This is a genomic window from Velazquezella soli (genome assembly GCF_977018685.1).
Genome location: NZ_CDRNXF010000001.1, coordinates 270,244 through 294,420 on the forward strand (window position 1 = coordinate 270,244; position 24,177 = coordinate 294,420).

General features: G+C 59.1%; 22 protein-coding genes and 1 pseudogene. 5 read left to right on the top strand and 18 right to left on the bottom strand.

Annotated elements, in window-relative coordinates; genetic code table 11:
• Nucleotides 1–30: 30 nt before the first annotated feature.
• The 3 genes from AC0JZ8_RS01360 to phnD all read right to left on the bottom strand — a co-directional run bounded on the left by AC0JZ8_RS01360 (nt 31) and on the right by phnD (nt 3,970).
• A complete protein-coding gene (locus AC0JZ8_RS01360; RefSeq protein WP_113166041.1) occupies nt 31–1,131 on the bottom strand; it encodes an ABC transporter ATP-binding protein in 1,101 nt (366 codons plus the stop codon).
• Nucleotides 1,131–2,942, bottom strand: a complete 1,812-nt coding sequence (locus AC0JZ8_RS01365) for an ABC transporter permease (RefSeq protein WP_249407684.1) — start codon at nt 2,940–2,942, stop codon at nt 1,131–1,133. The genes AC0JZ8_RS01360 and AC0JZ8_RS01365 overlap by 1 nt, the downstream gene beginning before the upstream one ends.
• Nucleotides 2,943–3,010: 68 nt before the next feature.
• A complete protein-coding gene (gene phnD, locus AC0JZ8_RS01370; RefSeq protein ID WP_113166043.1) occupies nt 3,011–3,970 on the bottom strand; it encodes a phosphate/phosphite/phosphonate ABC transporter substrate-binding protein in 960 nt (319 codons plus the stop codon).
• Between the two features lie 92 nt (nt 3,971–4,062).
• On the opposite strand from phnD, the gene AC0JZ8_RS01375 reads away from it, so the two are divergent.
• From AC0JZ8_RS01375 to AC0JZ8_RS01385, 3 genes are read left to right on the top strand one after another with little or no spacing between them, the layout of a single operon-like run.
• On the top strand, nt 4,063–4,743 hold the full coding sequence (locus tag AC0JZ8_RS01375; RefSeq protein WP_471891446.1) for a response regulator transcription factor: 681 nt from the start codon (nt 4,063–4,065) through the stop codon (nt 4,741–4,743).
• Nucleotides 4,744–4,769: 26 nt separating this feature from the next.
• Nucleotides 4,770–6,134: a sensor histidine kinase gene (locus tag AC0JZ8_RS01380; protein WP_249407685.1), complete on the top strand. Its 1,365-nt coding sequence runs from the start codon at nt 4,770–4,772 to the stop codon at nt 6,132–6,134.
• Complete coding sequence (locus AC0JZ8_RS01385; RefSeq protein ID WP_113165945.1) at nt 6,131–7,120, top strand: ABC transporter substrate-binding protein; 990 nt, start codon at nt 6,131–6,133, stop codon at nt 7,118–7,120. Before AC0JZ8_RS01380 ends, AC0JZ8_RS01385 begins: the two co-directional genes overlap by 4 nt.
• Before the next feature lie 178 nt (nt 7,121–7,298).
• Here AC0JZ8_RS01385 and AC0JZ8_RS01390 read toward each other — a convergent pair.
• Nucleotides 7,299–7,834: pseudogene (locus tag AC0JZ8_RS01390) on the bottom strand (NUDIX hydrolase).
• Nucleotides 7,835–8,244: 410 nt separating this feature from the next.
• Between AC0JZ8_RS01390 and AC0JZ8_RS01395 the strand changes: the two are divergent.
• Nucleotides 8,245–8,631: a hypothetical protein gene (locus tag AC0JZ8_RS01395; protein ID WP_471891447.1), complete on the top strand. Its 387-nt coding sequence runs from the start codon at nt 8,245–8,247 to the stop codon at nt 8,629–8,631.
• 175 nt (nt 8,632–8,806) lie between these two features.
• Here AC0JZ8_RS01395 and AC0JZ8_RS01400 read toward each other — a convergent pair whose 3' ends face one another.
• Nucleotides 8,807–9,100 (bottom strand): hypothetical protein, encoded by a 294-nt coding sequence (locus AC0JZ8_RS01400; protein ID WP_471891448.1) that lies wholly within the window; start codon nt 9,098–9,100, stop codon nt 8,807–8,809.
• A gap of 227 nt (nt 9,101–9,327) precedes the next feature.
• Nucleotides 9,328–9,759, bottom strand: a complete 432-nt coding sequence (locus AC0JZ8_RS01405) for an Lrp/AsnC family transcriptional regulator (RefSeq protein ID WP_113165941.1) — start codon at nt 9,757–9,759, stop codon at nt 9,328–9,330.
• A 125-nt stretch (nt 9,760–9,884) separates the two neighbouring features.
• On the opposite strand from AC0JZ8_RS01405, the gene AC0JZ8_RS01410 reads away from it, so the two are divergent.
• Complete coding sequence (locus AC0JZ8_RS01410; RefSeq protein ID WP_113165940.1) at nt 9,885–11,078, top strand: saccharopine dehydrogenase family protein; 1,194 nt, start codon at nt 9,885–9,887, stop codon at nt 11,076–11,078.
• A 305-nt stretch (nt 11,079–11,383) separates the two neighbouring features.
• On the opposite strand, the gene AC0JZ8_RS01415 is transcribed toward AC0JZ8_RS01410, so the two are convergent.
• The 12 genes from AC0JZ8_RS01415 to AC0JZ8_RS01470 all read right to left on the bottom strand — a co-directional run bounded on the left by AC0JZ8_RS01415 (nt 11,384) and on the right by AC0JZ8_RS01470 (nt 24,009).
• A complete protein-coding gene (locus tag AC0JZ8_RS01415; protein ID WP_113165939.1) occupies nt 11,384–12,166 on the bottom strand; it encodes an SDR family oxidoreductase in 783 nt (260 codons plus the stop codon).
• On the bottom strand, nt 12,166–13,095 hold the full coding sequence (locus AC0JZ8_RS01420) for a dihydrodipicolinate synthase family protein (protein WP_113165938.1): 930 nt from the start codon (nt 13,093–13,095) through the stop codon (nt 12,166–12,168). The genes AC0JZ8_RS01415 and AC0JZ8_RS01420 overlap by 1 nt, the downstream gene beginning before the upstream one ends.
• Nucleotides 13,092–14,552 (bottom strand): amidohydrolase family protein, encoded by a 1,461-nt coding sequence (locus tag AC0JZ8_RS01425; protein ID WP_471891449.1) that lies wholly within the window; start codon nt 14,550–14,552, stop codon nt 13,092–13,094. The genes AC0JZ8_RS01420 and AC0JZ8_RS01425 overlap by 4 nt, the downstream gene beginning before the upstream one ends.
• Entirely contained in the window at nt 14,549–16,018 is a 1,470-nt protein-coding gene (locus tag AC0JZ8_RS01430; RefSeq protein ID WP_471891450.1) for an ABC transporter substrate-binding protein, read from the bottom strand. The genes AC0JZ8_RS01425 and AC0JZ8_RS01430 overlap by 4 nt, the downstream gene beginning before the upstream one ends.
• On the bottom strand, nt 16,015–17,043 hold the full coding sequence (locus AC0JZ8_RS01435) for an ABC transporter ATP-binding protein (protein ID WP_113165935.1): 1,029 nt from the start codon (nt 17,041–17,043) through the stop codon (nt 16,015–16,017). The genes AC0JZ8_RS01430 and AC0JZ8_RS01435 overlap by 4 nt, the downstream gene beginning before the upstream one ends.
• Nucleotides 17,040–18,020 carry an ABC transporter ATP-binding protein gene (locus tag AC0JZ8_RS01440; protein WP_113165971.1) on the bottom strand — a complete coding sequence of 327 codons (981 nt, stop codon included), beginning with the start codon at nt 18,018–18,020 and terminating at the stop codon, nt 17,040–17,042. The genes AC0JZ8_RS01435 and AC0JZ8_RS01440 overlap by 4 nt, the downstream gene beginning before the upstream one ends.
• Nucleotides 18,021–18,037: 17 nt before the next feature.
• Nucleotides 18,038–18,910: an ABC transporter permease gene (locus AC0JZ8_RS01445; RefSeq protein ID WP_113165934.1), complete on the bottom strand. Its 873-nt coding sequence runs from the start codon at nt 18,908–18,910 to the stop codon at nt 18,038–18,040.
• Between the two features lie 7 nt (nt 18,911–18,917).
• A complete protein-coding gene (locus AC0JZ8_RS01450; protein ID WP_113110325.1) occupies nt 18,918–19,883 on the bottom strand; it encodes an ABC transporter permease in 966 nt (321 codons plus the stop codon).
• An 83-nt stretch (nt 19,884–19,966) separates the two neighbouring features.
• Nucleotides 19,967–21,535, bottom strand: a complete 1,569-nt coding sequence (locus AC0JZ8_RS01455; protein WP_113165933.1) for an ABC transporter substrate-binding protein — start codon at nt 21,533–21,535, stop codon at nt 19,967–19,969.
• Nucleotides 21,536–21,581: 46 nt separating this feature from the next.
• Complete coding sequence (locus AC0JZ8_RS01460) at nt 21,582–21,977, bottom strand: VOC family protein (protein WP_113110327.1); 396 nt, start codon at nt 21,975–21,977, stop codon at nt 21,582–21,584.
• A complete protein-coding gene (locus tag AC0JZ8_RS01465) occupies nt 21,974–23,353 on the bottom strand; it encodes an amidohydrolase family protein (protein WP_113165932.1) in 1,380 nt (459 codons plus the stop codon). Before AC0JZ8_RS01465 ends, AC0JZ8_RS01460 begins: the two co-directional genes overlap by 4 nt.
• Nucleotides 23,350–24,009 (bottom strand): aspartate/glutamate racemase family protein, encoded by a 660-nt coding sequence (locus AC0JZ8_RS01470; protein ID WP_113165931.1) that lies wholly within the window; start codon nt 24,007–24,009, stop codon nt 23,350–23,352. Before AC0JZ8_RS01470 ends, AC0JZ8_RS01465 begins: the two co-directional genes overlap by 4 nt.
• Nucleotides 24,010–24,177: the final 168 nt, after the last annotated feature.

Consider the following 24,177-nt stretch of genomic DNA (forward strand, 5'->3'; position numbering starts at 1 on the left):
CCTCCATGTTGATGATCTTTGCATCTCCCATCAAAGGGCGATGCGCTTCTTGTCCCGGTCGAAGAGATGCAGGTGCTGTCTTTCAACCCAGAAATGGGTGCGCTGGCCCGCCGCCGTGCGCGGGTTCTCGGTGGCGATGGCGATGAAGCGGCTGCCATCGACGTCTAGTTCGACGATCCAGCTTCCGCCGGTCGGAACTATATCGACGACGGTTCCTTGTCCCGCCGCGCAGCCGGTGGCCTCTTGCGCCGACAGCGTCCCCAACCGCGTGGCTTCCGGACGGATGCCGGCCGAACCGACGGCGGCGCCGTCTATGCCGAGGTGGGCGAGAACCTGATCGAGGAAACGGTGCAACGGACCGGACCCGCCCCGGTCCCGCTCGATGATGTTGATCGGCAGGCTGCCGACGAATTCCGCGACGAAGCGGTTGGCCGGGCGCTCGTAGATGTCGTCCGGCGTGCCAACCTGCTGCAGCGCGCCCTCGCTCATCACTGCGATCGTCGTGGCGAGTGTCATTGCCTCCCATTGGTCGTGGGTGACGAAGACGATGGTCGAACCGGCCTCGGCGTGAATACGCTTCAGTTCCGCTCGCATTTCGAGCCTCAGCTTGGCGTCAAGATTGGAGAGCGGCTCATCCAGCAAGATGACGGAAGGGCTGAGCGCCAGCATACGGGCCAGTGCCACGCGTTGCTGCTGGCCGCCGGAAAGCTGCGCGGGATAGCGATCGGCGTATCTTTCAATACCCAGTTTCGTCATAACCTGGTTTACGATGGCGTCGCGCTCGGCGGCAGGCGTCTTGCGCAAGGTCAATCCGAAGGAAACGTTCTCGCGGATCGTCATGTGCGGCCAGAGCGCATAGTTCTGGAATACCAGACCCATATTGCGCTTCTCCGGCACGGTGAAGATGCCGTCTGCGACGGAGACGATCGCCTTGCCATCGACCAAGATGCGACCATCGGTCGGGTGTTCGAGGCCGGCGATCATGCGCAGTGTCGTCGTTTTGCCGCAGCCGGAGGGGCCGAGCAGGCAGAGGAATTCCGACGCGCCGATTTCCATGCTGAGGTTGCTGATGGCAGCGGGGCCGTTGCCGCCATAACTCTTGCGGATGTTTTCCAAGGTGATGCTGGACATTATTGGGTTCCCATGCCGTCTGAAAGATTGCTCTTGCCGATCATCTTGACGAGCATCGTGCCGGCAAAGGCGACGATGCAGAGCATCACCACCACGGCGTTGGCCGCCTGGCTGTAGCCGTAATCGACAAGGCGGATTGCGTAGGTGGTCAAAAGGTCCGTGCCCGGAACGGCAAGGACGACGACGAGGCTGAGACCTTTGATGCCGGAGATGAACGGCAGCAGGATCGCCGAAACCAGCGCGCCACGCTGAATCGGCAGGACGATGGAGCGCATGCGGCGGAACCAGCCGGCGCCGACCACTTGAGCTGCTTCCTCCGGATCCCGCCCCAACTGCATCATCGAGGAAATACCGGCGCGCGAGGCAAACGGCATCTGGTCCGCAAGGATGGCAAGCACCAGGATGATCGGCGTACCATAGAGCGCCGGCAGCGGCGGCCGGGCGACGGCGAACATGGAAAGGTAAGCCGCGGCAAAGGCGATGCCGGGCACCAGGTAGGGCAGGAAGGTGATCTGCCGCAACGCCACCGAGACGAAACGGACCGGCGAGCGGACCACGCTGTAGCCGACTAGCAGACCCAGCATGCCGGCCCCCAAGGCTGCAAGTCCCACCATCCAGACAGTGTTCCACAGCGCTATCCAGAATTCCCCGGTCAGAAGGATGCCCTGACGTAGCGCGGTTGTTCCGAGGTCGGAGCCGATCCAGTAGTCGAGGGTGAAGTTGTCGAGGCTGAACGAGCCTGGCACCCGCATCAGGGTGGTCATGGTCAAGGCGAAAAGCGGTATTCCGGCGCTTATAAGGAAAATCGCCAAGGACCAGACGAACGCCAGCATGCGCCATCTGCCGAGTGACGTCTCGCGGACCATGGCGCCCTTCGCCCCGATCGTCACGAAGCGCTTGGCATCTTTAAGCAGTCGCATGTCGATCACGATTGATAGGGTGCCGAGGAGCACGATGACGCCGGCAATCACAGCAGAGGCGCCCGCCTGGCTGGTCGAGATGGCGCGGAACAGCGAGGTGGCGAGCACGTCGAAGCCGACCGGCACGCCGAGTACATAGGCAACACCGAAATCGCCGAGGCATTTGGCAAAGATCAGCGTTGCGGCCGAAACCAGCGACGGCATCATTAGGGGCAAGATGATGCGGCGAGCGACGACGACCGGGCCGGCGCCGAGGCTCCGGGCAGAATCCTCGAGCTGTGTATCAAACTGTTTCAACGCATTACCGAAAAGCAGGATGACGAAAGGGGCGTAGTGCAGAGCCAGGATGAGAGAGATCGGCAGCGCCCCATAAGCCAGCCAGTCAGGCGGGGAGAAGCCGAAGGTCTCCATCCACCCGGGCTGGCCGCCGGTGGTGCGGTTCTTGAATAAGGTTAGCCAAGCAAGGGCGAAGGTCCAGGATGGCAGCATGTAGGGAACGAGTAGGGCGGTCGCAAACCACTTTTTGCCGATCAAATCAGTACGGCTCAAAAGCCAGCCGATAGGTGCTCCGACGAAAAAAGCGATGATTATGGCGCCGGCGGAAATGATCGCCGTATGGGCAAGAGGCCACCAGAAGAGATCACGCGAAATCGGTGATATCAGGACGCGGTACAGATAATAATAGGTCAGCTCGCCTATCTGTTGCCGCGTGCGGGCAAGATCGGCGAAGTGCACTGTAACCGCATCCATCAGCAGCAGCAAAATGGGGGCGAGGATTAGATAGCTAAACACGGCTAGCAGCACCAGTGCCAGCAACAGCGTCGGCTCAGCGCAGTTGACGCGAGCTAGATAGGCAAGCCTTTTGAAGGCGGAAGTTTGCTGAGGACGCATGGGGCCCCCCGGCAAAGTGCTTTGCAACGTCATGGGATCACTACTCGGTTAAACAGCGTATTTGGTCTTCAGTCGGGCAGGACGCCGACTGCGTCAGTCACGGCCCGCACCGTTCGCCAAACCTCGTCGTATCGGACGGGAACGAACTGTTCGTCGCCGTTGAACGCCACAGTCATGTCTGGTGGAAATACAAAGGAAAAGAAGCATCCTTTCAACTGATCCACCAATTTAGGATCGAGGTCGTGAGCGTAAGCAAAGGCCGCAGTCGGGAAAAGAGGGCTTTCATAAAGGATGCGGATAGACGTACGCTCGATTGCGCCGCGCTCAACCAGACGTTCAAGAACGTCCGACGCGACCGCCGCCATGTCGTAGTCTCCAGACAGCACTCCCATAACTGACTTGTCATGCGCGCCGGACATAATTGGTCGGTAGTCCGTTTCCGGCCTGAGGCCTGTTGTTGGAAAGAGTGCACGAGGGGCCAAGTTGCCCGAGTTGGAGGCGACAGAGACGTGGGCAATTCGCTTGCCCTTCAGATCTGCCATTGTGAAGAAAGGAGAATCCGAACGCACGATGGCGACGAGACGATAGCCGCGAATTGCGCCACCTTGTCCCTTCGCAGCAAAGGGAACGGCACCAGCCTCATTGACTGCTTTAACGGTGGGACCTGTGGAAAAGCCAGCGAAATGAAGCCGACCGGTCTTCATGGCTGCGATCTCCGCCGAAGCCGACTGCACGGGATAGTAGACGATTTGGCGCTTAAGGCAGGCCGAGAGATGTTTCGTAAACGGGCGAAACAGTTGAGCGTAGACGGCGGGGTCTTCGATGGGGGCGAAAGCCCATACCAAGCTATCAGGATCGCGGAGCTTTGACTTGTCGGTCGGCGGGTCGGCGACGAGGTCACCATTGGCATCGCAGTATGCCGCATCTAAAGTTCCGCTATGTTCGCACAGCCCTGCTTGTGTCACGGCACTGCCGGCCCACAATGAAGTGGCCAGCGCTGCGCACACAACGATAATGTTGTGTTTCATTTCTCCTCCCAAAGAAATTTACCGTCTCGCGTTCGGCAACGTCCTGTAGGATGAATAGTATTCCGAATTTACTGTCAGAGTCCTGTCACCTCATGCGTGTCTTGATTATAGAAGATTCCATTGACATTGCCGAGGCAATTGAATCGAAACTCGTGCGGGCTGGACACCATGTGACCTTGGCGCATGACGGTATTTTAGGCGAAGAACTGGCGATATATGGCGAGTTCGATGTGGTGGTCCTTGATATCAACCTTCCCGGCCGAAGCGGATTCGACGTCATGATGCACATGCGGGACCGTAACTCGCTGACGCCCGTCCTTGTCATTACGGCCAGAAACCAACTAAACGACAAGATCAGCCTGCTGGATCTTGGTGCCGACGACTATGTCGTCAAGCCGTTCGCACTCGGCGAGCTCGAGGCGCGACTGAGAGCGGTCACGCGCCGACACCAAGGGATTGCCAAGTCGCTCATCCGTATTGGTTTGCTGGAAGTTGATCTGACCTCAAGAGCAGCAAGGGCGGATGGCAGGCCACTTGATCTCGGGCGGCGAGAGTTTGAGGTGCTCGAAACGCTCGCTTCTCATACGGGCAATACCGTTAGCAAAGATCGTCTTTACCTAAAATTATTTGGCCATGAGGACATTGGAACGCCCAATGCTGTCGAACTCTTGGTATCACGTGTACGCAAGAAGCTGGAACCCGTGGATGTTGAGATCGTCACGCATCGTGGGGTAGGATACATGCTTCGCGCCAAGATCGAAGCGGTTACCTGATGGTTCGAGGCTCGATTGAAAGGCGGTTGCTTATCACCACCGCCTGTCTTTTCTTGGTAATCGGAAGCGTGCTAGCGCTGACAGTTGGCGCCTACGCAAGGCGCGCTGCCGACGAAGCTTTTGATCGAGTTCTGACAGCCTCAGCCCTGTCGATTGCCGACACGGTCGGGATTGAGGAAGGCTCCGTTACGGTGGACATTCCGTATTCCGCTTTCGCCATACTCGGTACGTCTCGTCTCAATCGAGTGTTTTATAGGATCACGGCACCAGATGGCAGTCTCGTGACCGGATCGCCGATCCTGGCACTGGACATAGAGATCGCACATGATGAGCATTTGCATCTTCATGACTCGATGTATCGTGGAGATCCAGTACGCATAGCCTCCGTCCAGCGCTATCGGGCCGATACAGCGACGGGATCGGGTGGGTGGGTCGGTATTATGGTGGCGGAAACACGCGAAGCGCGCCAAGAGCTAGCCAGGCAGTTGACCTTCAACGGAATTCTTCCGGCCGTTGCGATCGCGCTTGTGTCCGGCGGACTCATCCTTGTTTCGGTGCGATCCGCCTTCTTGCCGCTTCGCGTGATCGAGAGCAATTTGCGCGCTCGCCGCCCATCGGATCTGGGCCGCATCGACCAGGAGGTCCCGGTTGAGATATCTGCACTTGTTTCGGCGCTAAATGAATTCATGGATCGCCTAGGAGCGGTGCTAGATGGAATCAAGCGTGTCACCGCAGACGCTGCGCATCAGCTTCGCACGCCACTTGCTGCTATCCAGGCGCAGGCTGAGGTTGGCCTTGACGAGGCGCAAGATCCACAAATGCGGCATCGCCTCTCGCGAATCCATCACAATGCGCGCGAAGCGGGACTACTTGCGACCATGTTGCTTTCCGATGCAACGACAATGCATCGACTTGAAACGCAAGAACGAGAGATTGTTAATTTTGGCCATACCGTCGCCGACGCCCTGCAGATGCTCCGTGCGGAGAGTTCTTATGCCAATCTGCTCCACTCACTTATCCTCGAAATCCAAGAGGACCCTGTGCTAGTCGTTGCGGAAGCTGTTGTCCTGCGCGAAATGGTGCGGAACGTCATCGAGAACGCATTTATCCACGCGCCAGGGCCAACGTTTGTAAAGCTTGCCGTTTCCGAGAAAGGTGCGGTCTTGCTGGTAATGGATCGGGGGCCGGGCATACCGGATGATTCTAAGCACAAGGTCTTTCAGCGCTTCGCGCGCGCGGGTTCACGACATCCGGGAACAGGTCTTGGTCTCGCTATTGCAAAAGATATCACCGTGGCCTTTGGCGGCGTAATTTCTGTAGCCGACCGCGACGGTGGAGGCCTTGTCGTTGAGGTGATCCTTCCGGTTGCAGCTGAGGAAGTGAGCATATGATGTCCCGTACACTGGCGCTGCGAACTGCCTTACCCATCTTATTTTTGACGTGCTTTTTAGCTTCGTCGGCCCTTGGGCAGGCCCTGACTGCCCGGATCGCTGGCACCGTCGCCGAAGCGCGAATAGCACCTTTGATGACGGCGCTTGCCGCCCGTTTACCCGGCGCGGATTTGTCCTACGTGCGACTTCCGTCCGCGCAGATTGCCACAGAAGCGAAACGCTTAAATGCGCCGTTCGACATAGCCATCTTTTCGTCTCCAGACATCGCGGTCTCGGTGGCTAACGAAGGTTATGTTGCCTCTGACGGAACGGCCGCCGCCCTCGCTGACTCGCAGTGGCGCCATGAGGTATTTAGTTATTGGTCGGATCCTGCCGTTATGGTCCTTCGCCAGAATGCATTTCCTGATCGGATGCCCCGAACTCGCATAGAGCTTGTACGCACCCTAGAACAAAATAGCGGCAGGTTCTCGCGCCGTGTTGGCATCGTCAACATTGGCATAGATGATGTGAGCTATTTGCTTGCTTCGCAGGACTTAATACGCACGTCTCTTTATTGGAGACTAATGCAGGCGTTCGGCGCTGCCCAAGCTAGGATTTATGATACGCCAGAAGATCTTATGGGGGCATTTCGGAGCGGCGAGGTCGATGTCCTCTACAATGTCCCGCTTTCCGTCCTTTCGTCTGGCGAAGCTATGCCAGATGGCGTGCAGGTAGTGGTGCCGCAGGACTACGTGCTAGGCGTTCCGTGGACCGTGTTGATGCCGAAGGGAGCAGCGAACCTCAACGGTGCGCGCACCGTCCTTCATGCGCTCTATTCGCCAGAAATCATGCCGGGACTGTCCGCGGCGGGATTCAGATATCCCGCCGACATCATACGCCTCGATGGTCTCCAAAGGATCGAACTCGGACCCGAGCTCATGGTGTATCGCGACACGATTAAGCGCAGCAAATTCCTCGACCTATGGTTCCAGATGCTCGTGAACTAGCCTAACCTATCAATGAAGTGGCAGACGCAAACTAATCCGTGCACGGTGCAGACGGTCAAGTTCGGTTCCTATCAAGTCCATAAGCCGCCGCTTTGGATAACTACGTCCTATGGTGCAGCCCCGACGGTCGCTGGCTCGCATCCGATCACGGCGTAGTCTTCGTCCAGCGGATGACCACTTACTTTGCAGTGGATGTCGCAGATTTACGCCGCGGCTTGAAATCGACGAGCAAGGATTTCAGCTCCACTTCTCGAACTCGCCGAGCAGCTTCGTCGGGAGAAACCCATTCCAGCGCGCGCTGACCACGCTCCTTGTAGTCAGATGCAGCTTCCTCCACCTCGATTTCGTAAACTTCAACCACGCACGGCGCAACGTCGCCGTTGGCGAGCCATTTCAAGTATGTGTAACTACCAATCGGCTTTTTCTTGACCCGGCCACGTACGCCCGCTTCCTGCCATGCCTCAATCTCCGCGGCCTCATGGGGTTTCTTTTTTTCATAGGCCAGCCCTTAGGAATGACCCAGCGACCGCTGTCGCGCGAGGTGATGACGAGTATCTCTATGCCTTCGCGGTCAGACGCGTGCCGATAGCAGAGTGCTGCATATTGCTGCCTGAACTTGCCATTGAACAGCTTGTCCGGCATCTGGGCTAACTGCTGCAGCAGAGTTTGCGGCTTGAAAGGTGATTGCTTGGACGCGTTCTTGACAGACTTCATTCCCCTAGATGCCGACTTTTCGCGATAGTTTCCAGCGCGATGTCCACTTTTATGACGGCCTGGTGACGGCGGCCTTTAGTCGCCCGCGCTGGCAATGATTGTCTAACTTGACGTATCTGGATCTGTGGCTGCGATGAGGGGAGTGGTAACGCTGCAAAATGTGACGAGGTCTTGGACGCCGTGCTGATATTGGGGTCGAACTTGGCTTTGCAAAGGGTCACCTTCCGCCTCGCGCGCGTTTCATTGCTGATCAGCGCGCAACGCGCCGCAGCTCGGTCGGCGGCGGCTCGCTCATTGCCTGCTTGTCGATTTCGGAAGAGGAGCAGGGGTAGCAAGGCTGCGGTGCCCTTGACGGCGCAAGTCGTTCTGCTCGATCACACTGCAATCGCGCGAATAGGAGGCAGTCCCGCATGCCATATTACCTCGTCACCCAGACGTCGCTCATGGAAGGCGCGGATGAAGTCGAAGCAGCTCGGAAAGTTCTCACGAAGTTGAAGTCAGATGGCGCCGTAGGATTCACCGTGAAATACGATGAAGAAAATATTCGGCAGGTGACGGTCGCCAACGTCCCGGCCTCGGAAGTCACGCAACCGGCTGCCCGGGAGCCCCGACCATCCCGAGAGCAGATACAGGAAGACAACAAGCTTGAGGCCTCAGCTGTAAATGAAGCCCATACAGGTGTCTCCAAGCCGAGGCGACTGTCAGCCAGGAGTGTTACTCTTGGACTGAGCCTGTTCGCAGCCGGCGTAGCATCGGGGATGGTCATTATGGCTCTAGTCGATCGCACTCATGGATGAGCCACCGAGATCTCCAAGAGGACATTGGACTAGAGCTGCCTTTCGCTGGCAACATGATCGCAGAGCTTCTTGAGTACGATTCCGACGTGAAGCCAACTAGACCATACACCTTAGCGGATAACGACCAGCTCTCGACCGGGTCGTTGGTTCGAATTGGTTCAAGGCGATACAACAGCTAATCGGAGGCTCGGAACATCAAATTGTGCGGCTGCTCTTCAAGTACAGTGGTCGAAAGTTCGTCGACCGACGAACACTCGAGATGACCGAGCATTAAACGAAATTCGCGCTGCAGCAATTCCAGCGTCGCTGCGGGATCCGACTTGCCAGTACCGAAGTTCGAGGGCGAGACCTCGTAACGAAGCGAGAACCGGTCTTCCATCATTCGTTCCCGCCATTGCCGGATCGGCGAATAGGTGGCGCATATGTAGGCATAGCCCGCCGCCTTGGCGCGCTCGATGATCTCGAGCACGCCTTCCTCATCACCGACGAAAGGCCTTTAGAAGACCGAAGCACCGCGAAGGTGCTCGGCTTCGCGATCCAGCACCATACGAATGGCATGTTGACGGACTTCAGGTGAAAACTTGTTAGTTGTCTTGCTCATGATCGCTCGACTTTCTCAGAAGTTGGAGCCTCCGGCGAACCCGGCGCGGTTTAGAAGTCAGGCAAGGGTCGTAGCGTTCTCTGCACGCCACATCTTCAACGTACAATCCGGTCGGAGAGGATGATGGAGGAAAGCGTGCGCTCCACGCCAGGCAGTTCCCCAATAAGGTCAATCAGCCGGTCCAGATGGGCGATGGACGGCGAGGCGATAACGGCAATCAGATCGTAGAGCCCATTCACCGAATGCAGTGATCGAACTTCCTGTATCGCTTCAAGTTCTACAGTAACGGCAGCAAGTGCTTTTGGGGCAATGGTGATCAGCACATGGGCGCGGATCAGCCCTGAAAGATACTCGTCTGAAAGCCGCACGCTATAGCCTGCAATGACGCCTTCTCTTTCCAGCCTGTCCAAACGGGCTTGCACGGTGGTGCGCGATAGCCCCAGCCGCCTTGCCAGTGTTGCCACAGCCATTCGGGCATTTTCAGCGAGCAGGCCAAGAAGCTCGCGATCTTTCGCAGTCACTTGCATTCCGTACAGATCCTCCAGTCGATTTGCACAAATTGATACCGTATTTCGTTGATTTTGCCGCTATGAATCGGAGGTGCCTCATAAGAGTGTCTGTCTGACAGCGAATTCGGAGGCATGGGTTTCAAATGAAGCAGATTGTTATTGTCGGCGCGGGAAAAATTGGCGGTGCGGTTGCTCGCATGTTGGCAGCCACGAAGGATTATCAAGTCACATTAACCGATGCGAATGATGCTCAACTCGTAGGCTTCAATTCACTTGGCGGGATCACAACGTCCCTCGTTGATATCAAAGATCACACCAGTCTCGTATCTCTTCTCACGGGCAAATTTGCAGTTTTGTCTGCTGCACCTTTCCATTTAACCGGTCTCGTGGCAAAAGCTGCAGTTGACGCAGGTACTCACTATCTCGATCTGACGGAAGACGTGACAACCACCCGCAGGGTAGAAAGCCTCGCTGAGCAAGCAAAGTCAGCACTGATTCCTCAATGTGGTCTTGCACCCGGCTTCATCTCTATCGTCGCGGCCGATCTTGCAGGCCGGTTTGATACGCTCGACAGCGTGCGCATGCGTGTAGGCGCATTGCCGCAGTATCCCTCAAACGCTCTAAACTACAATCTCACCTGGAGCACGGACGGACTGATCAACGAGTACATCGAGCCCTGCGAGGCTGTAGTTGAGGGGCGCTTAATCTCGGTTCCAGCAATGGAGGAGCGGGAGGAGTTTTCGCTCGACGGAGTGACCTACGAAGCGTTTAATACCTCTGGTGGTCTTGGGACCTTGGCAAAGACCCTAGAGGGCAAGGTGCGTACAATGAACTATCGCACCATCCGCTACCCGGGCCATCAGGCGATCGTGAAGGCTCTTCTCAACGATTTCAATTTGCGCAACCGCCGTGACGTGCTGAAGGACCTTTTCGAGAACGCTCTACCAGCGACCAATCAGGATGTCGTCGTGATCTTCGTTACCGTTTGCGGCTGGAGGGACGGGCGATATCTTCAGGAGACCTATGCCAACAAAATCTATGCTGGGACGGTGGCAGGCCACAGGATGAGCGCCATCCAGATCACCACCGCTGCAGGTATTTCAGCGGTGCTCGATTTGCTGGCTGAAGGTCAGCTGCCGGCGTCTGGGTTTGTCCGGCAGGAAGAGATCAGACTTGGCGCCTTCCTGTCAAATCGTTTTGGACAAATGTACGCGCATAGATCTTCGAGCATTGAAAGTAGCAAAGGCTTTGAAACCCTTCCGGAGCTGAAGGACGCTGCCGTTTTAGGACTTGCGCGGCACGCCAGTCTGCCGGAGATCGGGCGGGTCCTTCCGTAGCCCCACAACCCAAGGCTATCCGCTTGTGCGCCCCCACAGCTTTGTGATTTACGAGGTATTCAAGTCCGCAGGGCCGCTTGATGAGCACCGCAGGACCGCGCACTACTTGGAATGCGTACTGCCTCTATTGATCCCAACATCACGGGCCAGCGCACAAAACCTTTCACAATGTGGAGATGGCGGATCCTCTGACTGCCTGATCCATTCATCTGCCGAAGCCTTGCATATCCGATGGCATGTCGTGCTCGGGGCGAGGGAGTTTCGGACGGACCATTTGATGTCCGTCCGTTTTGCTTAATCCGGCTTCAGACGGATCTGATGGCCCCGCCATCCACTCTGATCTTGCTTCCCGTCACGTATGAGGCGGGCTCGGAGGCGAGGAAAACGGCAACGGCGGCGAATTCCTCCGGTCGTCCGTAGCGTCCAGCCGGAATGCCGGCTGCGGATACGGCGGCAATCTCCTTGACACTCTTGCTTGAGTGAGTGGCTGCGGCTGCATCGAGTTCGTCTACCCTTTGTGTGTGAATGCGCCCCGGAAGGAGGACGTTCACGGTAACGCCGTCTGCGGCCACTTCCGCAGCAAGCGTCTTCGACCAGCCAATCAGGGCCGAGCGAATACCATTGGACAGCGCCAGCCTGGCGATCGGCTGCTCCACCCCTGAGGACGCGACCGATATGATCCGCCCCCAGCGTCTTTGTCGCATACCGGGCAAAAGACCGGTGGTCAGATGGAAGATGTTGGCGGCCATCGTCTCGAAATGATTGAGCCAGTCCGTCCGTTTTGCATCAAGGGCTGCAGCTGGCGGAGGGCCGCCAGAATTGTTGACGAGGATGTCGACACCCCCTGCCGCAACAAGAGAGGCAATTGTCTCATTCACGCTGTCGATGTCGGAGAGATCGAGCTGGAGCGGGATCACGGTACCTGACGTCGGTGCGAGCTTGGAAGCCCACTCCGAGATGGCCGAGGTGTTGCGGGCGGCGGCATGGACTGTCACACCCTCTTCGGCGAGCCCGCGGGCGATCGCGGCACCCAGTCCGCGGCTTGCACCTATCACGAGAGCGGTTTTGTTTTTCAACCCGAGTTCCATCAGCCGAGCTCCTTCAGTCTTCTGTCCTGCCGCGCGACGAGGCGCTCGATCTCGCTGACATCGGCCGGAGAAAGGGCTCCTCCCGGCTTGCGCAGTGTCGGCGTCGCGATCGCGCCACGTTTCGCCATGATGTATTTCCGGATGGAAAGGCCAAGGCCGGGTTGCTGTTCGTAACGGGCGAGGGGGAGATAGGCGTCGAAGATATCCTGGGCGCGCTCGGCATCGCCGCGCTCATGGTGGAGGACGACGTCACGCATCATCTCCGGATAGGCGAAGCCTGTCATGGCGCCGTCTGCCCCGCGCGCCATCTCCTCGGGCAGGAAGACGCCACCATTGCCGCACAGGATTGATATGCGCCTCTTGCCGGACGTCTCCGAGGCGGTCCTTAGTGCGGTAATCTTGGAAAGACCGGGCCAGTCCTCGTGTTTGAGGCAGACGCAGGTCGGGATCTGATCGATGATCGTCTGGATGACGGAGACGGGGATGGTGACGCTCGTGACGAGCGGGAAATCCTGCAGCACGAAAGGCGTATCGCCGATGAACTCTGCCGCCTGCTTGTAGTAGGTGACGATCTGCTGATCGTTACGCAGGGACGAGGGCGGAGCAATCATCACGCCGGCCGCACCATCATCCATGACCATCGAAGTCAGAGCCTGCATCTGGGCAAAGCCCGCAGCAGAGACACCTGCCACAACCGGCACGCGGCCGTCGACCCTGCGAAGGATACGTCGGACATAGGTCTGCGATTCCTCGATGGTGAGCTTCTGCGCTTCGCCCATCATTCCAAGCACGGTCAGCCCCGTCGCGCCGCGTTCAAGGTAGAAATCGACCATGCGGTCCGTGCTGTCCAGGTCGAGGTCACCCGTCTCCGTGAAGGGGGTGAGGGCTATGGCGTAGACGCCTCTTGCCTCTTCATTCAGCCTCATCATTGGCTGTCTCCTTGATGTTTCGGATATCGTGCATGGCCAAAAAAGCCTTCAGGCTGGCCGATCATGTTTTCGAGGCCCATGCGCTCGATCAGCAACCGGGCTTGCCTATCGGCTTCTGCGACGACCTCATCGAGGTCAGTCAGCAGCGGGCGGCCACCTTCGAGCAGGATCTGCCCGTCGATCACGACGGTGTCGACGTCATTGCCATTGGCGAAATAGGCCAGGCGGAAGATCGGCATCTGGTAGGGCGCGAGGTGAGGGCGCTTCATGTCGACCACCACGATGTCGGCCTTCTTGCCGACCTCGAGGGAGCCAAGGTCCCGGTCGAGCCCCAGGGCGATCGCCGCATCGATTGTCACCATTTCGAGCGCCTTGCCGGGAGGCAGGACCGAGGGATCGCGAAAATGCGTGCGGTGATAATGCATGCATTGCTGCATATGCCGGAACATGTCCGCCGATCGGTCCGGCGCGGTTGCATCAGAGCCGATGGCGACCACAGCGCCGGCCTCGATCAATTCGATCGCCGGGCAACGGCCAAGGATGGAGGCGATGGCGCTGGGGTTATGGGCAATGCGGGTGCCGGTATCGGCGATGATGCGGATTTCTTCAGGTGTGATGTCGATGGCATGAGACAACAACGCATCCGGTCCGAGGATGCTGAGCTTTTCGGCGCGGGAGACGGAGCCCTTCCAGTGACCATCCTGCGTGAACACCAGGCCCGCCTCGCGCGCGAGTGCCCGCACGGCCTTAGTCTGGGCGACGGCGGCTTCATAGTCTGCAGCCGACATGTCGCGCTGGTGCTCGTCACGCAGGACGGGGGTGAGCAAAGCGATCTTCAATCGTCCGCGCCCGTGCCACAGGTCAATGAGTTTGCGGCTGACGGCAAACTGCTCCTTGAAGCTCACCGGTCGTTCTGATGCCGCGCCGTCCTGCCAGGATGCATAGGTTCGCGGATGCGGGGGGCGTGTCGGTCCGACGGCTACTACCGAGCGCGTGCCGACTGCCGCGACGCCCTCGCAATGGGCGCTCCCATAGGCGACGTCATCCGTCCGCATGATCGTGTCGCCGCCACCGAGAAGCGAAACGCCGGTGGTGACGCCGAAGCGCAGCCGCTCAAGGGCTGCAAGCCGCCCCTCCGCAAACCAGAATTCCGGTGTCGAACCGACAGTATAGGCAGCGTTGCAAATCTCTTCCCAGTGATTGCCTTTCTCCATGCCCATGGTCTTGATCAGACCGTGGCCGGCATGGGCATGGACGTCGATCATGCCGGGCATCACCACCTTGCCTTGGGCGTCGATATGGCGCTCGGCTTGGTATTCTCTGGCAATCTCGTCCGCATGCCCGACCGCGACGATGCGATCGTTAAGAACCGCGACCGCACCCTTGTCGAGCACGCGGCGATTGCCGTCCATGGTCAGGACCGTGCCGCCGCTGATGATCAGGTCGACGCGCCTCATGATGCTGATTTCCCGGACTGGAAGTCAGGGAGCCGCGTCACGTCGAGCACGCAATCCTGGCGCATGCGCCAGTTTGGCCATGAGCCAGACAGGCCTGTCACCCTCAGCGGATTGTAGAGATAGAGCCATGGGGGATCCACTTGCAGCGCGCGGCAGGCCTTCTCGAAGATCTCCGCACGTTCACTCGGATCAACAGTTGCACGCCCCGCGTCGAGCAAGTCTTCGGCCTCGGCATTGTGAAAGCCCAGCCACCAGGAGCCTTGGGCTCTGTGATCGATCTTCTCGGCGAGGATGCGGAAGGTGCTCAAGGGGCTGGAATCGAAGACGCACATGTCGCGCACCTGCTTCAGGCGGACGCCATGCGCATAGGCTTCGCGGTCCGAGTGGAGGTGAACGTTCAGCGTCACCCCAATTGCGGCAAGCTGCTCGGCAAGAGCGGCCGTTAGTGCCTCGGCTTCATCGGGAAGGCGTGTCGGGCAATCGACATCGATGGTCATGCCTTCGGCAAATCCGGCCTCGGCAAGGAGCGTTTTCGCCAGATCCTGATCAGGGCGCAGATACTCTGACGGCAGGCTGCCGAAATGAACCGGGCTGACGAAGCCGGTCAGTGGCTTTGCGGCACCTGCGACCACTCGATCGATCAGGGCCTGGCGGTCGATCGCCAGATTGAGCGCGCGGCGAACGCGGCTGTCGGTGAGCGGCCCCTTGAAGGCATTGAAGAGATAGATGATGGCGACGGGCACGAGCGATGTGACCCGCGTATGCTGGCCTGTGTCCTCGAGCGACTTGGAGGCTTCGTAGTCGAGGCTGTTTGCCACCTGGGCTTGGCCGGAGATCAGCATCTCCAGCCGCGTGTCGCGGTTCGGTTCCAGGCGGAATGTCAGTTCAGCATTGGCTGGTCGCTCGCCATGCCAGCCCTCGAAACGTTGGAGGTGTAGGGCATGGCCTGGTTCGTAGGAAATCAGGTGATACGGGCCTGTACCGACCGGCTTTGACGTGTCTCCCGCCTCGTAGCGGTCCAATGCTGAGGGAGCGACCACGTAGCCGTAAACCACGATGTCAAGGAGATCGGCGATTGGCTTCGACAGGCGGATCGCGACTGTCATGGGATCGACCGCCTCAATCTCCGCGTCGCCGAGATACTGGTGCCACACCCCGGGCGCCCCCAACGTGTAGCCTTTGTCAGCACGGGCCATGCGCGTCAGGGATTGGCAGACGGCCGCCGCATCGCAGGGGCTGCCATCGTGAAAGTTCAAGCCTTCCCTCAGGCTGAATGTCCAGTGTCGCGCGTCCGGTGTGACATCCCAGGAGCTTGCCAGTGCTGGCACGTAGCCACCATCCTTGCCATAGCGCACTAGCCCGTCGAACAGGGCGTCGAAGACAGCCAGCGTGTCATTCGCATCGGTGCAGTCATGCGGATCTTCGAGGGCGAGGCGCGGTTGGACAATTACGACAGGCGAACTCACTGGCTTTTCCTTTCGGCATCATTCCGATCATGGAGGTGGCATGCCACGGCGCTGCCATCCGGCTGGGGTGTCAGAACCGGACGCTCTATCGCGCATCTATCGAAGGCCATGGGGCAGCGCGTCCTGAAGCAGCAGCCGGAGGGCAGGCGCAGTGCGCTTGGCACTTCGCCGACGATTTCGATCTTCGGTTTTGCCAGCGACTTGTCGATGGTCGGCGCGGCCGAAAGCAGAACCTGTGTGTAGGGATGTTTCGGCTGGCTGAACAATTGGTCGCGGCTGGCCGTCTCCACCATGAAGCCGAGATACATGACACCGATCCGGTCGGCGATGTGGTGCACCACCGAGAGGTCGTGCGAGACGAACAGATAGGAGAGGCCGAACTCGTCGCGCAGATCCATCATCAGATTGAGGATCTGTGCCTGGATCGAGACGTCGAGCGCCGAGACGGGCTCGTCGGCAATGATGATCTTTGGCCGGACCGACAATGCGCGTGCGATGCCGATCCGCTGCCGCTGACCTCCCGAAAACTGATGCGGGTAGCGGCCGGCCTGTTCGGAATTGAGGCCAACCTTTGCCAGAAGTGCAATGGCCTCGTCATGGAGTTCGCGTCGGCTGAGTTTGCCCTCGGCCTGAGCGCGTCTTGGCTCCATCACGATGTCCCTGACCCGCTGCCGCGGGTCGAGAGAGGCATAAGGATCCTGGAAGATCATCTGCAGCTTGCGGCGGATCGGACGCATTTCGCGAAATTGCATACGGGAAATGTCTTCGCCGTCGATCCGGATCTCGCCTGATGTCGGCTCGTAGATCCGTGCAATTGTCTTTGCCACGGTCGACTTGCCGCAGCCGGATTCGCCCACCAGGGCCATCACCTCGCCGGGCGCAATTGAGAGGTCGACACCGTTGACCGCCCGCAATTGCTTCTGGGGAGCGAGAAGCTTTCCCTTTCCAAACTGTAGCCGATCGAAAAGGCCTCCCACGGGAAAGGCTTTGACCAGGCCTCGGACTTCAAGCACGGGGGTTGTCATAACGCCGTCTCCTCCAGGGGAAAGTGGCATGCCGCATCGAGCGATCCGCGTACGGGGGTGAGCGTCGGCGTTTCTGCCGAGCAAATGGCCTGGGCTCTGAAACACCGGTCCCTGAAACTGCACCCATGCCCGAGGGTGCGAATGTCCGGCACGGTGCCGGGGATCTGGCTGAGGCGTTTCCGGCGATCGGTGATCTTCGGAATACTGTCCAAGAGACCGCGCGTATAGGGATGGGCAGGCGACTGGATGATCTCGCTCGTAAGCCCCCGTTCCACGACCTTGCCGCAATAAAGCACGACGACCCGGTCCGCCATTTCGGAGACAACCGCGAGATCGTGCGTCACGAGGATCATGGCCGCTCCGCGCTCGACGATCTGGCGACGCATGAGCTTCAAGATCTGGGCCTGGACCGTGACATCAAGAGCCGTGGTGGGTTCGTCCGCTATGATCAGCCGGGAACCAGCCAGCAGCGCAATGGCGATGACAACGCGCTGGCGCATACCCCCAGAAAACTGGTGCGGGTAGGCGTAGAGGCGGCTGGCGGCCTCCGAGATGCCGACATCCTCGAGCATCTCGATGCAGCGCGCACGTCGCGCTTTCTGATCGAGATCCGTATGCAAGCGCAGCATTTCGTCCATCTGGCGTCCGACCGTGTAGACTGGGTTGAGCGACGTCATGGGGTCTTGGAACACCATGGCGATCTCGCCGCCGCGCACCGCACGCATCTGGTCCTCGCTCTTGCGCGTCAGGTCTTCGCCGGCAAAGAGGATATTGCCGGCTTCGATCCGTCCGGGCGGGTCGATCAGGCCGAGAATGGAAAAGCCAATCACGGATTTGCCGCCGCCGGACTCACCGACGAGCCCGACCACCTCGCCCGGGCGTACGTCGAAGCTGACGCCGTCCACGGCTTTCACCACGCCGCCGAATGTATGGAAATGCGTTCTCAGATCCCGGACTTCGAGAAGTGCTTCACCCATGGTCACCGTCTCCTTCGTCATCTCAGGCGTGGATTGAGTTCGTCTCGCAGGAAATCGCCGAACAGGTTGATGCCGAAGACGAGGAACATGATGAACAGCCCGGGAAAGGCAGAGGTCCACCAGATGCCCGAGAAAAGGACATCGAACCCCTCCTTGACGAGCAGGCCTAGCGAAGGCTCGGTGATCGGAACGCCGACACCAAGGAAACTCAGCGAAGCTTCGATCAGAATGAAGGTGCCGACCTGGATCGTGGCAACCACGATGAGCGGCGTCATGACGTTCGGCAGCACGTGGCGCAGGATGATCTCGCCGTTTCCAAGGCCCGCCACCTTGGCCGCCTGGATGTATTCCTTCTGGATCTCGCTCAATGTCGATCCGCGAACGGTGCGGGCGTAAACCACCCAGCCGACAGCGGTGAGCGCGATCAGAACCATGCCGATGCCGGTCCCGAAGGCCGACATTAGGAAGAGCGCAATCAGCATGGAGGGAAACGACAGCTGGATATCAGCGATGCGCATGATAATGCTGTCGACGATGCCGCCATAGTAGCCGGAGATCAGGCCGAGTGCCGTCCCGATCACGCAGGAGAAGATCATGGCGGCCAGGCCGATGAAGGCGGAGATCCGCGCGCCGTATACGATGGATGCGAGCACGTCGCGGCCCTGTCCATCTGTCCCGAGCAGATATCTGCTATCGCCACCCTCCAGCCATACCGGGGGCTTGAAGCTGTCCATCAGTTCCAGCTGTGAAACGTCGTAGGGGTCTTGGGAAACGAGAAGTGGTCCGAGGGTCGCAAGCAGGGCGAAGAAGGCGAGCAGTGCGCTCCCGAAGACCGCCGGTAGATTTCGGCGGTAGTGAAAGAAGAATTCCGAAGAGAAGAACCCGGTCATGCGATCCTCACTTCACGGTAATGCGCGGGTCGATCAGCGTGTAGACGATGTCGACGATGAAATTGATGGCAACGAAGATGAAGGCTGTCAGCATCAGGTAGACGACGATGACGGGGCGATCGCCGCGGTAGATCGAGTCGATCAGCAGCTTGCCTGTGCCTGGCCATGCGAAGATGGTTTCGGTGATCGTTGCAAATGCGATGAGGTCACCGAGCTGGAGGCCGAAGATCGTGACGACCGGAATGAGGGCGTTCTTCAGCCCGTGCCTGAACAGGATGTTTTGGCGGGAGGCGCCTTTCGCGCGGGCGAACCGCATATAGTCCTGCCGCATTACCTCCATCATGCCCGCACGGGTCATGCGTAGCATGATCGCGAGGGTGGCAAGCGCCAGTGTGACGGACGGGAGGATGATGTGCGACCAGCCGTCCGCGGTGAAGATGGATATGCGCATGCCGAGGATTTCGACCGTATCGCCGCGTCCAGACGAGGGCAGAAACTGGTAGCGGACGGAGAAGAAGAAGATCAGCATCATGCCCACCCAGAAGCCGGGTAGGGAAATGCCAAGCAGCGAGCCTGCCATGATGCCGCGAGACACCGGCTTGTTCGGATTGGCGCCTGCATAGACACCGAGCGGCACGGCGATCACGGTTGCCAGCATGATCGCCACCAGGACCATTTCGATAGTTGCCGGCAGGCGCTCCAGGATGAGGTCCATGGCCGGCTGGCGGAACACATAGGAGCGCCCGAAGTCGCCCTGCAGCATGTTGCCGAGGAAGATGAAGTATTGGCTCAGCAGGGACTGGTCGAGACCTAGAAGGCGGCGGGCCTGTTCGATCTCGGCGGTGGTGGAATCGATCGGGATCACCATGAAGACGGGATCGCCGGTAAAGCTCATCATCAGGAAGACGATGACCGATACGCAAAAGAGTACCAGCACCATCTGCAGGAGCCGCTTGATCGTGTAACCCAGCAAGGCAGTGTCCCGTCATGAAGAAGTGAGAAATTCGGGACTGTCTTCCTCAAGGTCGACAGTCCCGCGTTCGTTCGGGTTGGGGCTTATTCCTTGACGTCGATCTCGTAGGCCCAGAGGAACTTGTCCGCACGCGGTGTCATCTCGACATTGGTCTTTGCGGCATAAAGATCCTGCTCGTAGTGGATCGGGATCATTGGGATATCTTCCATCAGGATCTTGGTAACTTCCTGCAGGTACCCGTCGCGCTCTTCGAGCTTAGAGGACGCATCGGCCTTGTCGATCAGCTCGTCCACCTTCGGATTGGAATAGGATCCGCGGTTGACTTGGCCATAGCCTTCTTTCTTGTCGCGCGAGTAGAACATCACGCTGTACATCGAGCCACCGTCACCGGAGGGAACGTCCCAGCCGCTCATGATCATGCTCGACTTGTCGCTCGGGACCCGGATGTAGCCGAAAAAGTTGGACTTCGGCATGAGGTTGAGCTTGAGATCGACTTTGATCTTGCCGAGCATCGAGGCAAGCGCCTGGGCGATCTGCTGATCGTTGACATAGCGGTTGTTGGTGGTGTCAAGGGTCACCGTGAAGCCATCTGCATAGCCGGCCTCAGCCATGAGCGCGCCCGCTTTCTGAAGATCGAAGGGATACATGTTGCGGAAGCTTGCGCCATCGACATAGCCCGTATGGGAAGCGGGGACATATTGCTCTGAGGGTGTCGACAGGCCGTTCATGATGATCTTGTTGATCGCATTGACGTCGATTGCGCGGACCATGGCTTCACGGATACGACGATCCATCATCGGGTTCTTGTCGAGCGCGATGGTGGGACTCTTCTCACGTTGGTCGATCGACACAACGACATTGAGCAGGCTCGGCCTGGTCATGACTTTGTAGCGGTCGTCAGCCTTGACGCGGGCAACGTCGCGGACGTTGAGATCCTGGATGACATCGACTTCACCGGTCAGCAAAGCTGCTGTACGGGTGGCGCCATTGGTGATTGGTCGGAACGTGACCTCTTCGATCTTCGGTGCGCCGGCGAAATACTCAGTGTTGGCGGCGAGCGTAATGTGATCTTCCTTGATCCATTCGACCAGCTTGTAGGGGCCGGTGCCGATAGGCTTCAGGTCCAGCTGCTCGTCGCCCACTTCCTTCGCATACTTCTCGCTGAGGATCAGGACGGCTGCCAGATCGTTCGGCAGGACTGCGTAGGGCTTGGGTGTCTTGATCTCGACCGTGTAGTCGTCGACCGCTGTGAAGGAAGCGATGTTGGCGCCAAGATTGGCCATCAGCGACTTCTTCAGACGGTCGAGCGTGAAGACAACGTCCGACGCCTTGAAGTCCTCGCTATTGTGGAACTTGACGCCCTGGCGCAGCTTGAAGACCCAGGTCGTGTCATCCTTGAGCTCCCAGCTCTCCGCAAGGCCGGGTCCGAATGAAAGGTCGGCATTGCGGCGGACCAGGGGATCGTAGATGTGGTAGAACAGGATGTTGCTGGACAGTTCCTCGCCCGCCTGGGGGTCGAGGTTTACCGCGTCCGACGTCAGCCCGACGGTCAGTTCCTTGGCCTGGGCCAAGCCGGTAAGGGCCGTCGAGCTCACGAGGACGAATGCGGCAAGCGCCGCGATACGTCCGGATTTCATGCGAAGATTCAGCATTTTCGTTCCCCTTTTTTGGTATGCCGACACGTTTGCATGCGCGTTTTCACCGAAGTGCGGATTGCACCTCGATCTGGTAGCCTTCCGGGTCTTCCAGCACGAAGGCTCGAATTCCCAAGGAGGCGCTGTCCTTTGGTTCTGTCAACCCGATCGCGTCCTGGCTCGAGAGATAGCGGTGCCAGGCATCGACATCCGGCACGCGGATGCAAAGCTGCACGGGCTTGATTGGATTGGCGCGATGCATGCCGCGGGTCTCGTCGACAAGACCGACATAGGCATGCTCTGCAATTCTCAGGATCTTTGACCAGCCCTGATCGATCTCGAGCGGAAAGCCCATGACCTCTGTGTAGAAGTCGAACGCTCTGGGCAGATCGACATAGTAGAAGAATGTGATCGCCTTCTCGACGATGCCGTGATCGGGCCGGGTGGCTGCCTCAGTCATGTTGCGAGTTCCTTCGAAAACCATGTGCTTTCGCCGCGGCACAGATAGCGTCCGCTGCCGGGTGTGTTGAGGACCGAATGGCCGTCATAGGCGAGCTTGCCCGCATGAAAGGTCGCGGCAACCCGGGCGGCGAAACGCCGTCCGTCGTAAGGGCTCCAGTTGAGGCCATCCTGGGCACGGCTCGCGTCCCAGACATCGTCACCCTCGGCGAGGATCGTGATGTCGGCATCGGCACCCGGGACGAGAGCCCCCTTGCGAGGATAAAGGCCGAAGAAGCGGGCAGGGCGTTCTGCGAGATATTCGGCGCAGAAATGCGCCGCTTCGACGCCGCGCTGTTTTGCGACCGTGTAGAAGGCAGGCAGCAGGGTCTCCATCCCAGGAACTCCCGCTCCGGCATCAAAGATGCTTTCGGTAAACTTGTTGTCGATCGGCCAGCTGGAATGATCGGAGCTGACAAAGGCAATCCGGCCCTCGACCAGTTCCTGCCAGAGCCCGTCGATCTGGCCGGGACGAATGGGTGGATTTACCTTCATCCGCGCACCGAGCTCTTCGCCGTCGCGTTCGGGATCGAACCAGAGATAGTGGACGCAAAGCTCGCCGGTCGCCCTGAAGCCCTCTCGCGCATAGTCATCCACCAGCTTGAAGCCGCGCGGCGTGCTGATATGGACGATATGCGCATGGCCGCCAGCACTGGCGGCGAGTTCGAGGAAATGCACGGTCGATGCCAGTTCTGCGACTTCGGGCCGGCTCGGCGAATGAGCGGTGATGCCGTTTCGGCCCTCATCCCTTGCGCGCGAAACCCGTGACCGCACGATTTCCTGGTCTTCGTTGTGCAGGCCAAGCGGCAGGTCGGTCGCCGAAAGCGCTTCCAGCAGATCGAGGGCGAGAGCCGCATCGATCCTCGGAAAGCGGGTGGGGCTGCTTTCGAAGGCGGAGATCTTGAAGGCGACGACGCCACCATCGGCGAGCGATCGCACCTCGTCGAGGGATTGCCCCGGCATGACTGTGCCGTAGAGCGCCACATCGCAATGGGCGAAGTGTTCGACCGCTGCGACCTTGGCGTCGAGGTGCTCCCTGGCGCTCAGAGGTGTCGGGTTGTCGTAGGGCATGTCGACGATGGTCGTGACCCCGCCGGCAATGGCAGACCGTGTCGTCGGCTCGATCCCCGGGAGGCCGAGATAGCTGCCCGCATGGGTCTGGCCGTCGACGATGCCCGGCAGGACAAAGGCATCTCCTGCGTCGTGGACGGTGGCTGCGGCAGGGGCTTCGCCCTCACCGGTCGCGTGGATGAGCGAGCCAGAGATCGCGACCCAACCATTGGGTATGGTCATCTGAGGTGTAACGATACGCCCGCGAATGACGAGATCAATGCTCACAGCGTTCTCCTGCGGTAGCCGAGTTCAGCCTGCATGCAGGCAAGCGCGACGCCGGCTTGAACCGGGTCGATGACGGGCAAGCCCAGTTCCGCCTGCAAAGCCTCCCTGTAGGTCCCAAGACCGGCACAGCCGAGGATGACCGCTTCGGCACCGTCTTCATCGCGAAGCACGGAGGCGATCCGCGTGACAGGAACGACCGCGTCTTGGGCGACGAGTTCTGCAACCGTCATGTCGATCGAACGATCGCCTGCAAGCCGACCGTCAAGTCGCAGGGCTTCAAGGTAGCGTCGGTGGCGGTCGATCGAGGAGGGTCCCATCGAAACGATTCCGAAACCCCGACTTAGTCCGAGTGCTGTCAGATAGGCTGCTTCGGCGATGCCGATGACCGGGACATTCGTGGTGGCGCGTACGGCCGAAATTCCGGGATCCGAGAAGCAAGCGATCACAATGGCGTCTGCCTTTGCCGCACGCACAGCTTCGATCAGCATCGGCACGACTTCGGCGACATGGGCATCCGTCTCGATACCAACAGGCGCGCCCTCGAGCTCAGTGCAGCGGATTTCGTGGCCATTGCCTTCAAACGGCTTCAGGCACGCCTCCATCGAGCGTGTGACGGCCTTCGAACTGTTCGGATTGATCACCAGGATCTGTGCCACGGTTCCTCCCAAGGGCGGCTCTCCCAAGCCGTCAAACTGTGATATGCATTGTGATATATTACGAAATATTTCATGTCAAAGGTTTGCCGTCTTGCGAAGTCAGAAAAAGTGGAGGAAGACAGAAAGGGGCATGAAGCCTCATGATCCGCGAGCGGGTCCAATGGATCC

What these genes read in the sequence shown, in the direction of transcription:
- AC0JZ8_RS01410 (WP_113165940.1), top strand. Translation starts at nt 9,885, where the DNA reads ATGAAGCAGATTGTTATTGTCGGCGCGGGAAAAATTGGCGGTGCGGTT.
- AC0JZ8_RS01440 (WP_113165971.1), bottom strand. Translation starts at nt 18,020, where the DNA reads ATGGGTGAAGCACTTCTCGAAGTCCGGGATCTGAGAACGCATTTCCAT.
- AC0JZ8_RS01435 (WP_113165935.1), bottom strand. Translation starts at nt 17,043, where the DNA reads ATGACAACCCCCGTGCTTGAAGTCCGAGGCCTGGTCAAAGCCTTTCCC.
- AC0JZ8_RS01360 (WP_113166041.1), bottom strand. Translation starts at nt 1,131, where the DNA reads ATGTCCAGCATCACCTTGGAAAACATCCGCAAGAGTTATGGCGGCAAC.
- AC0JZ8_RS01405 (WP_113165941.1), bottom strand. Translation starts at nt 9,759, where the DNA reads ATGCAAGTGACTGCGAAAGATCGCGAGCTTCTTGGCCTGCTCGCTGAA.
- AC0JZ8_RS01415 (WP_113165939.1), bottom strand. Translation starts at nt 12,166, where the DNA reads ATGGAACTCGGGTTGAAAAACAAAACCGCTCTCGTGATAGGTGCAAGC.
- phnD (WP_113166043.1), bottom strand. Translation starts at nt 3,970, where the DNA reads ATGAAACACAACATTATCGTTGTGTGCGCAGCGCTGGCCACTTCATTG.
- AC0JZ8_RS01365 (WP_249407684.1), bottom strand. Translation starts at nt 2,942, where the DNA reads ATGCGTCCTCAGCAAACTTCCGCCTTCAAAAGGCTTGCCTATCTAGCT.
- AC0JZ8_RS01375 (WP_471891446.1), top strand. Translation starts at nt 4,063, where the DNA reads ATGCGTGTCTTGATTATAGAAGATTCCATTGACATTGCCGAGGCAATT.
- AC0JZ8_RS01425 (WP_471891449.1), bottom strand. Translation starts at nt 14,552, where the DNA reads ATGAGGCGCGTCGACCTGATCATCAGCGGCGGCACGGTCCTGACCATG.
- AC0JZ8_RS01445 (WP_113165934.1), bottom strand. Translation starts at nt 18,910, where the DNA reads ATGACCGGGTTCTTCTCTTCGGAATTCTTCTTTCACTACCGCCGAAAT.
- AC0JZ8_RS01455 (WP_113165933.1), bottom strand. Translation starts at nt 21,535, where the DNA reads ATGCTGAATCTTCGCATGAAATCCGGACGTATCGCGGCGCTTGCCGCA.
- AC0JZ8_RS01395 (WP_471891447.1), top strand. Translation starts at nt 8,245, where the DNA reads ATGCCATATTACCTCGTCACCCAGACGTCGCTCATGGAAGGCGCGGAT.
- AC0JZ8_RS01420 (WP_113165938.1), bottom strand. Translation starts at nt 13,095, where the DNA reads ATGATGAGGCTGAATGAAGAGGCAAGAGGCGTCTACGCCATAGCCCTC.
- AC0JZ8_RS01460 (WP_113110327.1), bottom strand. Translation starts at nt 21,977, where the DNA reads ATGACTGAGGCAGCCACCCGGCCCGATCACGGCATCGTCGAGAAGGCG.
- AC0JZ8_RS01385 (WP_113165945.1), top strand. Translation starts at nt 6,131, where the DNA reads ATGATGTCCCGTACACTGGCGCTGCGAACTGCCTTACCCATCTTATTT.